General features: G+C 37.3%; 12 protein-coding genes and 1 pseudogene. 10 read left to right on the top strand and 3 right to left on the bottom strand.

The genetic code is table 11. The features are described 5' to 3' along the window. Nucleotides 1-2: 2 nt before the first annotated feature. From FLK20_RS03220 to FLK20_RS03190, 8 genes are all read left to right on the top strand, one after another. Nucleotides 3-866, top strand: a complete 864-nt coding sequence (locus FLK20_RS03220; protein WP_152655123.1) for a MetQ/NlpA family ABC transporter substrate-binding protein — start codon at nt 3-5, stop codon at nt 864-866. A gap of 209 nt (nt 867-1075) precedes the next feature. Further along, entirely contained in the window at nt 1076-1216 is a 141-nt protein-coding gene (locus tag FLK20_RS21515; RefSeq protein ID WP_194165527.1) for a YuzK family famiily protein, read from the top strand. Nucleotides 1217-1473: 257 nt separating this feature from the next. Then, nucleotides 1474-2262 (top strand): Fe-S cluster assembly ATPase SufC, encoded by a 789-nt coding sequence (gene sufC / locus FLK20_RS03215; RefSeq protein ID WP_152655122.1) that lies wholly within the window; start codon nt 1474-1476, stop codon nt 2260-2262. A 17-nt stretch (nt 2263-2279) separates the two neighbouring features. Beyond that, complete coding sequence (gene sufD, locus FLK20_RS03210; protein ID WP_152655121.1) at nt 2280-3590, top strand: Fe-S cluster assembly protein SufD; 1311 nt, start codon at nt 2280-2282, stop codon at nt 3588-3590. Then, entirely contained in the window at nt 3590-4813 is a 1224-nt protein-coding gene (locus FLK20_RS03205) for a cysteine desulfurase (protein WP_152655120.1), read from the top strand. The genes sufD and FLK20_RS03205 overlap by 1 nt, the downstream gene beginning before the upstream one ends. Beyond that, on the top strand, nt 4800-5228 hold the full coding sequence (sufU, locus tag FLK20_RS03200; RefSeq protein ID WP_152655119.1) for a Fe-S cluster assembly sulfur transfer protein SufU: 429 nt from the start codon (nt 4800-4802) through the stop codon (nt 5226-5228). The genes FLK20_RS03205 and sufU overlap by 14 nt, the downstream gene beginning before the upstream one ends. A gap of 39 nt (nt 5229-5267) precedes the next feature. Further along, nucleotides 5268-6665, top strand: coding sequence for a Fe-S cluster assembly protein SufB (gene sufB / locus FLK20_RS03195; protein WP_152655118.1), 1398 nt, complete (start codon nt 5268-5270; stop codon nt 6663-6665). 248 nt (nt 6666-6913) lie between these two features. Then, entirely contained in the window at nt 6914-7543 is a 630-nt protein-coding gene (locus tag FLK20_RS03190) for a transcriptional regulator (protein ID WP_152655117.1), read from the top strand. A 1047-nt stretch (nt 7544-8590) separates the two neighbouring features. Here the strand turns inward: FLK20_RS03190 and FLK20_RS03185 are convergent. Genes FLK20_RS03185 through prs form a run of 3 tightly spaced genes read right to left on the bottom strand, consistent with a single transcriptional unit; the run spans nt 8591 to nt 11050 of the window. Further along, a complete protein-coding gene (locus tag FLK20_RS03185; protein WP_227994842.1) occupies nt 8591-9487 on the bottom strand; it encodes a DMT family transporter in 897 nt (298 codons plus the stop codon). A 4-nt stretch (nt 9488-9491) separates the two neighbouring features. Further along, a complete protein-coding gene (locus FLK20_RS03180) occupies nt 9492-10145 on the bottom strand; it encodes a ribulose-phosphate 3-epimerase (protein WP_152655116.1) in 654 nt (217 codons plus the stop codon). Continuing rightward, nucleotides 10142-11050 (bottom strand): ribose-phosphate diphosphokinase, encoded by a 909-nt coding sequence (gene prs / locus FLK20_RS03175; protein WP_152655115.1) that lies wholly within the window; start codon nt 11048-11050, stop codon nt 10142-10144. Before prs ends, FLK20_RS03180 begins: the two co-directional genes overlap by 4 nt. Nucleotides 11051-11610: 560 nt before the next feature. Between prs and FLK20_RS21825 the strand changes: the two genes are divergently transcribed. Both FLK20_RS21825 and FLK20_RS21820 read left to right on the top strand, forming a co-directional pair. Beyond that, nucleotides 11611-11880, top strand: a complete 270-nt coding sequence (locus FLK20_RS21825; protein ID WP_227994841.1) for a hypothetical protein — start codon at nt 11611-11613, stop codon at nt 11878-11880. A 12-nt stretch (nt 11881-11892) separates the two neighbouring features. Beyond that, nucleotides 11893-12258 (top strand): annotated as a pseudogene (locus tag FLK20_RS21820) (IS110 family RNA-guided transposase); the annotation flags it as partial. Between the last annotated feature and the right edge of the window lie 183 nt (nt 12259-12441).

Raw genomic sequence — 12441 nt, 5'->3', positions numbered from 1 at the left:
AAATGAAGAAACTTTGGTTTTTAATGGCAGCAAGTTTGATTTTCCTATTAGCAGCATGTGGAAGCAATGATGATACGAATAACGGAGGAGATACGGATAATTCCGATAAAGACAGTGCAGAAACAACAGAAATTACAGTAGGCGCTTCCAGTGTTCCACATGCTGAGATTCTGGAAGAAGTACAGCCCATTTTAGAAGAAGAAGGTATTATATTAAATATTGAAACATATCAAGAGTATGTTTTACCGAATGATGATTTAGAAAATGGAACTTTAGATGCGAATTATTTTCAGCATCAGCCTTATCTTGATCAGGCTGTAGAAGATACCGGCTATGAAATTGAATCGATTGGTAACATTCATGTAGAGCCAATTGGTGTTTACTCACAAGATATTGCAAGTATTGATGATATTCCAGATGGAACCGAAGTCGTTTTGAGCAACTCAATTACAGATCAGGGCAGAATTTTATCTTTATTTGAAGAAAATGGATTGATTACATTGGATGAGAGCGTAGAGAAATCATCTGCTACCATCGATGATATTGTAGACAACCCTCAAGATTTGTCATTCCATCCAGATGTGGCTCCGGAATTCTTGCCGGAGAACTATAATAATGAAGCGGATGCATTGGTTGTTATTAATACAAACTATGCCATTGAAGCTGGATTAAGTCCATTAAAGGATGCTTTATTTATTGAGGATGAGCAATCAGAATATTTAAATGTCATTGCAGTACGTTCTGAAGATGCTGATAATGAAGCGTTAAATAGACTGGTCGAGGTATTGCAATCTCAGGATATTCAAGATTTTATGTTAGAAACATATGATGGAGCAGTTATTCCAACGCCAGTACCTTTGGATTAAAGAGCATTTAAGAAGAATATTAAGAATATGAGACTTTATCCACCCATAGCCAAAGATTTTCATAAATTATCCGAAAATATACGTTTAAATCGATTTTGAGCGGGAATCATACCTGTGTTAGCATATTTATTGTGTTAAACAAACCGAAAGGATGATTTATTATTACCACTGAGAATGGTTTAAGCTACACTTCGGAAATGGATAAGGCGATGGGTCAATCAAGAGGCGTTAATTACGAGGAATATGACAGAAGCTTAGATAAAAAATTAAGAGTGGAACAAGAAAGAGAACAGGAATATCAGAACGCAAAAATGATTTCATCCGGGGTAAACCTTGGAGGTTTTAGATAAAAAATAACAGAAGCTGGTGTCGGGGGACATCAGCTTTTTAAATGTCCACAGCTATATTTTAAAGCTTTTAAAGACGGACAATAACAGTTGCGAATTAATTTGAAATGCTTTAAGATTGTAATGAGAATAAATTGAGAATGGATATATTAGTATGTGTTCAAAAATGAGGGATATATCTGCTGTTTCATTCTATCAGATTTTTGAACATCCTCTATAATATTCATTTCATTTAAAATAAAGTTTTGGAGGTATGATTTATGTCAGGCTCAGTATTAGAAATTAAGAATCTTCATGTATCGATTGAAGACAAGGAGATATTAAAAGGGGTAGACCTAACCATTAAAGGTGGAGAATTCCACGCAGTCATGGGGCCGAATGGTACAGGGAAATCTACATTGGCATCTGCTATTATGGGACACCCGAAATATGAAGTAACAGAAGGAACCATTACACTTGACGGGGAAGATGTATTGGAAATGGAAGTAGACGAACGTGCCCGCGCCGGTCTATTTTTAGCAATGCAGTATCCAAGTGAAATCAGCGGAGTGACAACTTCTGATTTCTTACGTTCTGCCATCAATGCACGCCGTGAGGAAGGCGATGAAATTCCGTTAATGAAATTCATCAAAAAACTGGATCAGGATTTAGACTATCTTGACATTGATCAGAATATGGCAACACGTTACCTGAATGAAGGCTTCTCGGGTGGGGAGAAAAAACGTAACGAAATCCTGCAATTATTACAATTACAGCCAAATATCGCTATCCTTGACGAAATTGATTCAGGGCTGGATATCGATGCATTAAAGGTTGTATCAAAAGGAATCAACCAAATGCGTTCGGATGATTTTGGATGCTTAATTATTACACACTACCAACGTCTGTTAAACTACATTACACCTGACTTCGTACACGTTATGATGCAAGGCCGCGTTGTGAAATCCGGCGGTCCGGAGCTTGCAAAACGCCTGGAAGCAGAAGGTTACGAGTGGATTAAAGAAGAACTGGGAATTGAAGACGAAGAAACTGCAGAACAAAAAGCGTAATGTAAGGAGGGACAATCATGACTGTAGAAACAAAGCTTCCATTCAATCAAGAATATATTCAAGCATTTTCCAAAGAACGCAATGAACCCGGCTGGATGGCTACGCTTCGTTCAAAAGCTTTGGAAGTAGCTGATTCATTAGAAATGCCAAAGCCGGATAAAACAAAAATTACAAACTGGAACTTTACTGATTTCCAGCATTCTTATAAAGAAGCAGCTACAATTGCTTCCCTTGATGAACTGCCTGAGGAATTGAAAGCATACTTTGATAAAGATGCGAGTATGGAAAATTTATATATTCAGCGTAATCAAACAGCTGCATATAACAGCTTATCACAGGAGCTTCAGGATAAAGGTGTTATTTTCACAGATATTTTTACAGCAATGCAAGAGCATAGCGATCTTGTTGAAAAGTATTATATGAATGATGCCGTTGCTGTTGATCAGAACCGTTTAACAGCCCTGCATGCAGCACTTATGAACGGCGGGGTATTTGTTTATGTTCCGAAGAATGTCCAAATAGAAGAGCCTCTTCAGGCAATCTTCTGGCAGGAAGATACAGACAGTGCGCTATTAAATCATGTACTTGTTGTAGCAGAAGAAGGAAGCTCTGTAACCTATGTAGAGAACTATATTTCTCATAATGACACAGAAGAAACTGTTGCTAACCTTGTCACGGAAGTATTTGCTCATGATAATGCACAGGTTGCTTATGGTGCAGTAGATAATTTTGCAGCAGGTACAACAACGTATGTGAACCGTCGCGGCGTCGGTCAGCGTGATGCACAGATTAACTGGGCACTTGGTCAAATGAACGACGGAAATACGGTTTCTGAGAACATTACTTACCTATTAGGTGATAACGCAACTTCAGAAGCAAAAGCTGTTTCTGTCGGCCGTGGAAAGCAAACACAAAACTTCACATCAAGTATCCGCCAGTTTGGTAAACAAACAGATGCTTATATCTTGCAGCGTGGAGTGATGAAAGGTGCTGCTACCACGATCTTTAATGCTATCGGTAAAATTGAACACGGTGGTACCAAATCGAACTCTGAGCAAGAGTCCCGTGTATTAATGCTGAGTGAAAAATCACGTGGAGATGCCAATCCAATTCTTCTTATTGATGAGGATGATGTAACAGCAGGCCACGCAGCTTCCGTAGGTCGTGTTGATCCATTGCAAATGTACTATCTGATGAGCAGAGGGCTGGAACAGGAAGAAGCAGAACGTCTAGTTATTCATGGTTTCTTAGCTCCAGTGGTATCTCAGATTCCGATTGAATCTGTACGCAAGCAATTAACACAAGTGATTGAAAGGAAAGTTAATTAATGGATATCAAGGCCATTAAAGAACAATTTCCAATTCTTCACCAGGAAGTTAACGAGCATCCCTTAGTATATTTGGATTCTTCTGCAACCTCGCAAAAGCCGGTTCAGGTGATTGAGGCGGTAAATGAATACTATAGGCTTCATAATTCCAACGTTCACCGCGGGGTGCATACCCTTGGATCCAGAGCAACGGATCAGTATGAAGGCGCACGTGAAAAGGTACGGGAGTTTATCCATGCGAAGAGCACAAAAGAAATTATCTTTAACCGGGGTACAACAACGGGACTTAATCTGGTAGCATCAAGCTATGCAAGAGCCAATGTTGGTCCGGAGGATGAAATAGTAATCACACCAATGGAGCATCATAGTAATTTGATTCCCTGGCAGCAGGCTGCTAAAGCCACTGGAGCTCGTTTAGTATATCTGCCATTACAGGAAGATGGAACGATTTTACTTGATGACGTAAAGAATACGATGAATGAAAAGACAAAAATTGTTGCAATAACACATGTTTCCAATGTTCTTGGAACAATTAATCCAATCAAAGAAATAACTGAAATTGCCCACCAGCATGATGCTGTTATGGTTGTCGATGGTGCACAGGGAGCTCCGCATATTCAGGTGGATGTGCAGGATATTGATTGTGATTTCTACGCTTTCTCCGGTCATAAAATGTGTGCGCCGACAGGCATCGGTGTGCTTTACGGAAAGCAGGAGCTTTTGGAAAACATGGAGCCGATTGAATTTGGCGGAGAGATGATTGATTTTGTGAACCTATATGATTCAACCTGGAAGGAGCTGCCTTGGAAATTCGAAGGCGGTACACCGATCATTGCTGGAGCGGTCGGGCTTGCAGCAGCAATCGACTTTCTCAAGGAAATCGGTCAAGATGAAATACTGGCTCACGAGACAGAGCTGGCAGCCTATGCGTTAGAGCAGATGCAAACAATCGATGGTATCCGGATTTATGGACCTCAGAAACGGGCTGGGCTGGTTACCTTTAATCTGGATGATGTACACCCGCATGATACAGCGACCGTTCTGGATGCGGAAGGTATCGCTGTCCGGGCCGGACATCACTGTGCACAGCCGTTGATGAAATGGCTGGATGTAACAGCAACAGCCAGAGCAAGTTTCTATCTCTATAATACAAAAGAGGATATTGATCTTTTAGTTGCTGGGCTGTTAAAGACAAAGGAGTATTTTGGGAATGGCTTTGAATAACCTCGATACACTTTATAGACAAGTTATTATGGACCATTATAAAAATCCGCGTAACAGAGGAACATTAGAAGAGGGCTCTGTGACAGTGGATATGAATAACCCGACCTGCGGGGATCGTATTCAATTACAATTAGACATCCAGGATGGCATTGTAAAGGATGCGAAATTCCAGGGAGAAGGCTGTTCCATCAGTATGGCATCCGCATCCATGATGACACAGGCGATTAAGGGACTGGAAGTAGAAGCAGCGCTTGAAATGTCAGAAATGTTCTCTGAAATGATGTTAGGAGAAGACATCGATACAGAGGACATGGGGGATATTGAAGCACTTCAGGGAGTTTCCAAATTTCCTGCACGGATTAAATGTGCAACACTTGCTTGGAAGGCGATGGAAAAGGGAGTGCACAACGAATAAGACAGAAGCTTTTATGCTGTCAGAGGGAGGTTATTAACAATGGCAAAAAATATGCCAGAAATAGAAGAGTATAAATATGGATTTCATGATAAAGACGTATCTATTTTCCGTACAGAAAAAGGATTAACGCCAAATATCGTTAAAGAAATTTCGAAAATGAAGGAAGAGCCGCAGTGGATGCTTGATTATCGTTTGAAGGCATTAGAGCATTTTTACAGCCGTCCAATGCCGCAATGGGGAGGCGACCTTTCCGGGCTGGACTTCGATGAGATTGTTTATTATGTAAAACCTTCTGAGAAACAAGGCAGAACATGGGATGAAGTACCTGATGAAATCAAGCAGACATTTGACAAATTAGGTATTCCGGAGGCAGAGCAAAAATATCTTGCCGGTGTATCTGCACAGTATGAATCAGAGGTTGTTTACCACAGCTTAAAAGAAGATCTTCAAGAGCTTGGTATCATTTTTAAGGATACAGATACTGCGTTGAAAGAAAACGAAGACTTATTTAAAGAGTATTTTGGAACAGTTATTCCTTATTCAGATAATAAGTTTGCTGCATTAAACTCAGCAGTATGGTCCGGCGGTTCATTTATCTATGTGCCAAAAGGTGTGGAAGCAACAACACCGTTACAAGCTTACTTCCGTATTAACTCTGAAAATATGGGACAGTTTGAACGGACACTGATTGTTGTCGACGAAGGGGCATCTGTACACTATGTAGAAGGCTGTACAGCACCTGTTTATACAACAAACTCCCTTCACAGCGCCGTGGTAGAAATTATTGTTAAAAAAGATGGCTACTGCCGTTATACAACGATTCAAAACTGGGCAAATAACGTTTATAACCTGGTTACCAAACGTGCAGTCTGTGATGCGAACGCAACAATGGAATGGATTGACGGAAATATTGGCTCTAAATTAACCATGAAATACCCAGCTATCCTTCTAAAAGGAGAAGGCGCACGTGGAAATACCCTTTCTATCGCTTTGGCTGGAAAAGGACAATTACAGGATGCCGGTGCGAAAATGCATCACTTGGCACCTAATACGTCTTCAACGATTGTTTCTAAATCGATCTCTAAACAAGGCGGGAAAGTATCTTACCGCGGTTTAGTACACTTTGGGCGTAAAGCGGATGGAGCCCGTTCCAATATTGAGTGTGATACACTGATTATGGATAACGAATCCACTTCAGATACGATTCCATACAATGAAATTTTGAACGACAATATTTCATTGGAGCACGAAGCAAAAGTTTCGAAGGTATCTGAGGAACAGCTCTTCTATCTGATGAGCCGCGGCTTAACAGAAGAAGAAGCAACGGAAATGATCGTTATGGGCTTTATTGAACCATTTACGAAAGAACTTCCAATGGAATATGCTGTAGAGATGAATAGATTGATCAGTTTCGAGATGGAAGGATCTATTGGGTAAAAATTTGTATAGACTGAAATAAAAAAGTGGCTTCTCATTTTAAATAGTGAGGAGTCATTTTTTATTTAAAAGAAGACGAGGTTCCTTGTTTGACAAATATTGTTTTGGAGTTGGAATTTATCTTTGGAAGTTTTTGGGTTTAAAAACTTTCCTCGAATAAAACAATTATTACCAAACGAATTTCCAGAAGTAACAGCAGATGAAAAACGGTCAGATACAGTTTTCAACTTGAGGATGATTCTATATTAATGTTAGAGTACGAAAGTAACAATAATTATATAGAAAATCACTTGAAATATATCAGATACGCACACAGAATGTCCCAAAGGTATTTTCAAGAAGAAAAAGTGATTAAAAATATACGTATTGTTGTTGTGTATACGAGTGACGTTACAAGCACTAAAGATGAATTAAGTTTAGGTGATTTAAAAATCAAATCAGAACCCGTATTATTATATAAATTTAACGGGGATGAAACATTAGAATTAATAAAGAATAAAATAAGGGATAAGGAACAATTAACACAAGAAGAATTCAAATTAAGCATACTTCCCCTGATGAAAAGTAAAAGAAATCGTGATGATATAATTCATGAATCTATTGAGATTGCCAAAGACATTCAGGATGATAACCAACAAGTACAAGTTATTGCAGGTATTTTAACATCAACGGATAAATTTATAAATGAAGCCTATGCTAAACAAGTAAAGGAGTGGTTAAAAATGACAAAAGTTGGTAGAGCGTTTGAAGAAGAAAAAAAAGAGGCGGTAAAAGAAGCACAACAACAAGCACAAAAGCAAGAACGTATAAAAATTGCAAAGGATTTATTAGGAATTCTTTCACCAGAAATTATTGCAGAAAAACAGGTTTGGATATAGAAGAAATTAAACAATTGCAAAAAGACTAATTAAAGATAATACAGAGAGAGCCTTTCAAAATTGGGAGGCTCTTTATTATTGTCCCGGGTTTTCATTTATTTTGGATTCTGGAGCACGTAGCTGCCATACCTGTCTACAGAAGCCTTATACTCATTCCCTTCCTTCAATTTTAAAAGAGCTTTAATAATAGTTGAGTACGGCGGATGATTTTTACTACTTGTGCGGTCTTTTTTACCACCTTTTGCGGAGCTTTTTACCATATGTACAGAGTTTAGCCATGGGAGTTAATCTAGTAGTTTCATTCTTGAAATAGCAACAATCCCACCACCCATGACCTTGTTTGTATCCGTGGTAGTGAACTTTGTAGCGGATAGAAAAAAAAGAAGACTTTTATGGCTCTATCCGCATCATACCACGGACAATCAATTCTAAGTTTCGCTGCCGGGGCGTCATCAACCCCTTCCAACGATCACTAAGAATTGACACGGTGGTAAAGGCCAAGCTGTTGACACTGAGGTTAAAAGTGTAGTGTTTTCAAATAAGTGGCTCATCTAGTCATACTGATGACAAACGTCAACTAATCGCTGGCTCACTTAAAATACCAAAAGATGGATTCGTCACACAGCATAATCACTATTATTAATGTTGTTATTATAATTTTATATGTTGATGTTATCTTCTTGATAAAAACTCTTTTTTTTGCGGATTAAATACTGATATTGAGAAGACACATGCAGAAATAATCATATAATAATAGCAAGTAACACAAGCGTAGGTCGTATAGATATTAAATCTATAATTAAACCAATCGCTAACAAAATAATGATTTGTAGACAACTTTGTATTAATTGAAAAATGCTAGTTACTCTTCCCATGACTTTAACGGACACGTTATTTTGATAAAAAGTTGTCACTCCGGGAAATGTACATGATTCGGTTCTTCATAATAAATATAGCTTTTATCTTTATTATTTCGATGATATAAAAAAGCTTATAGAGAAAAATGCACCACTTTCTCTACAAGCTGAAGCCATGTAAGGTTTAATTCTACATGGCTTTTTTCTTTTCTTTTGATTCCTCACCTTTACTAGTTGTCAGTAGAAATATGGAAAGCAGAATTACCACTGCTCCTAGTATTTTTGGTATTGTTATTTCAACTGGAAAGAAGGGATACGAGAATAAAGCTAATAGAATCGGGCTAAATGCACGTATAGTATTAGCTATTGCAAATCTTAAATATTTTAATGCTTCATATAAGAACAAGGTCCCTATAAAACCAGTAAGGAGTGAAGAAACGACAATAAAACTAATTCCATTTAATGAGTATTGACCATCGAATAAATCCTGAGAGAATAAACCAAATAGGATTACAAATATTAAAGTCACACAGTTGTTAGTAAACAGTATTGAGTTCGAATCACGTTCAGCTGACATAGTCTTCTTGATGTAAATATTGGCTAGTGCAAAAAACATAGTATAGAGAAACGCATAAACTATACCAATAAGGTTTGCGCCCAGGACTCCATCTGTTTCAACAAACAAGAATATACCTATTACAGCGATTAGTATGAATATAGATTCTCTCTTAGTCAAACGCTCTTTTAGAATAAATATGGAAAAAATTATCGCAAATACAGTATAAAATCTCCCGATAAAACCTATCTCCACAGGAGATAATAAGCTAGTACTTAGATAAAGAAATATTACACCTAACGAATTAAAGACTGCCAATAATAATATCTCTTTGTCTTTATAAAATCTAGTCCTTTTTTTGGAGATCAAGCCATAGCAATATGTAGCTAATATAATCGTAATAGTATTTATGATAGCTGCCTTAGATGGGCTTATTTCTAATACACCAAATTTTGATAGTAAAGGCCCGATTGTCATCATCAAGATTGATATAAGGTTTAATATATGACCCTTTTTTTCTATAGTAATCACCTATTCAGATTAAATTAGAAGCACTCTTCATAGTATTAATAGTTTCTTTGTAATCTGATGTATTGAATATTCCTGTACCTGACACTGCTACTGTAGCACCTGCTGAAATTAACTTATTAAAATTGTGCGTTTTAACACCTCCGTCTACAATTATATCCTTCTTCTGGAAAGACTCAAGTTCACTAAGAGATTTAACCTTTTCTAAACAAGATTCAATCATACCTTTTCCAGTATAACCAGGAGTAACTGTCATTACAGTAACAGAATCAATTATGTTTAAGATTTCACTAATATGCCCTACGGAAATGTGTGGATTTAATGCTACACCTAGTTCTACATCATATGGTTTGATAATATGCGCTATTCTATAAAAATCTGTAACTGTTTCAGGGTGTATAGTTAAACGATCAATATTTGTGCTTAATAGACTTTCTAAGTGGTCATAAGGGTTACTACACATTAAGTGAACATCTAATACTAATGAAGTTTCCTCCCTAAGAGATTTCACAAAATCAGAGCCGAATGTAAAATTCGGAACAAAATGTCCATCCATTATATCAACATGAAGCCAATCAGCCCCGGCTTTTTCTACCAATCTTAATTCCTTTCTTATGTCTAGTAGATCAGCGCACATAATAGAAGGTGCTATTTTTATCATCTTGCCACATCCTTTTTATAGAGATCTATTTGCTGTGATATTAATTCGAATACAGAAATAGTATGTTTTCTAGAAGGTATAGTGTCAGAGAATAGTATATTCACTGGGGAATGAATTTGATTTTTAATATGTTCTTCGTCTCCAAAAAAATGAGTTATTGCATATGTAATACTCTTGGGATGATAGTTGAGAAGAAAATTTGCTAAAGGAATAAATGTAGAACCTGAAGAACACAAATCATCGATTATAAGTACATCTCTTTTTCTTAAACGATTTATTACATCTTCATTCGCTTCTGTATACCAAGTCTTTCCCGTGATGTCCTTATTCTTATCTAAACTCACACTGGGTATTCCGAGTCTGCGAGCATAATTACTAATTCGCTTGCCTCCTCCATTGTCAGGTGATAATAAAACAACTGTCTCTAAGTCTTTGAGAGAGAAGTATTGGCTCCATATATCAATAGGATCAATATTGATTATATTAATGTCTATATTTCGAAAAGCAAACATGTTATGTACATCAACAGTAATAATGGTACTGATTCCATTCATTCGATATAAATCACATATAAGTTTGAGAGTAAATGGTTCCCCTTCATGAGTTCTTCTATCTTGTCTCGAGAATGACAAATACGGTGATACAAGCACAATATCTTTAGCACCTTTTGTTTTCGCTACCTCAGCTATTTGCAAGACCTCAAATAAGCACATATGTTGGTCTGGAACACCGCTTTGAACTATAAAGACAATATTGCCATCTAGATTTGAATCTACTTTTATTACAAATTCTCCATCTGGAAATGTTCTTTTTCCAATAATTTCTACATGACCCCCGTAAGCTTCTTCATATTTATCTAAGGATTCCCTTGCTGAAGGCGCTATAAGAATCTTGAAATCATTCATTTATATAACCATTCCTTTCGCTATGCTCAAGGCACAAAACGCTATGAAATAAACTTGCGCCTTGGGCTTTTTTTATTATTCTAGAACTATAGGGATACACGGTTAACTACAAACCACCTGGGGGTAGGTGGGCCATTTCGATAGCGAAGTGACAGCGTTTATATATGTGTAGATTGCCTTTTAAGCACAAATAAGTTTGACTTCGAGCACGCAGACTTATCTTTGTATAAACATAACTCGTTTATTGCTGGGCAATCAGTCCATGCTGTGTATTTCCTATATTTTCTAGAAAGGAGTCTCGGAATCCAGTATTTCCCGGTAGATTCCATACAGACATCTTTACAGTCATTTTCACAAAGCCATTGTGACAGCCCATTCCCTTTGGTAAAGGTTGAACAGCGACGGCGTTTGTAAGTAGTAACCCCTTTATTGTTTGTGGAAACAACACACGCAACAACAAAGGTTTTGTGGACATCGATTCCACAACAAATGGGATAAACAATTTTTAAACCCATAGAATAGATACCGATTTTGATATTGAACCACTTATTCACGGATCGATGAAAGATAAGATCCCAGATTTAGAACTTGCTATTGATGAGTTTATCACACCGGAACAAGCTGGAAAGTTAGCTGTTATTAAGCAACATTATGAAGATCTCAAAGCACGGAAATCGAATCATGAAAAACTGATACTTTCTCTTGTGGAAGAAATCAACTTGCTTCTAACTGTTCCGTCCATAAATAACATCTTTACTGCGATTGCAATCATCTCAGAAATTGGTATCGATATGGACATGTTCCCGATAGCGAAGCATTCATGTTCCTAGGCAGGGCTAACATCTACCAATAATGAAAGTGCCGGCAAGAAAAAGTCAGTTCGGATTTCGAGAGCGAGCATTTATATCAAACCCTTTTTGGTACAGTGTGCCACCGCTGTCGTCAAAAGTGAAAAACATCCCGAAATCCGAAACCGCTACTTGAGACTCAAAAAGCGTCGAGGTCACAAACGGGCAATTATAGCAATTGCTCGAATGTTGTTAACTGCAATTTATCACATTTTAAAGAAAAAAGAACGTTATAACTCGGAATTATATCAAAAATTGGATGTTCTTCCTGTTAGTCGTGAGATCACAGTAGAGCAGGCTATTTCTTTAGCCAAATCTCAAGGATTCCGTATTCTGACACCAGAGATTCCAATAATATAGTAGCATCAATTAATTTGTATATAATTTTTAAAAAGTCATCTGTGATGGCTTATTTGATATGCCTTTTATTTAGTTCAGTGCATTAACGATTTATTTCAGACTTACACCTCACTTTTTACATTTGTTATTAATGTTATATTATAGCAAATATCGTAAATTATCAATCCTTTTTTGATTTATTTG

Origin of the sequence: Oceanobacillus sp. CFH 90083, from assembly GCF_009389585.1 — a bacterium.
In the GTDB taxonomy this organism is placed as follows: Bacteria; Bacillota; Bacilli; order Bacillales; family Amphibacillaceae; genus Oceanobacillus.
Note: the sequence above shows the minus strand (reverse complement) of the source record. Positions and strands in the feature narration are given on the sequence as shown.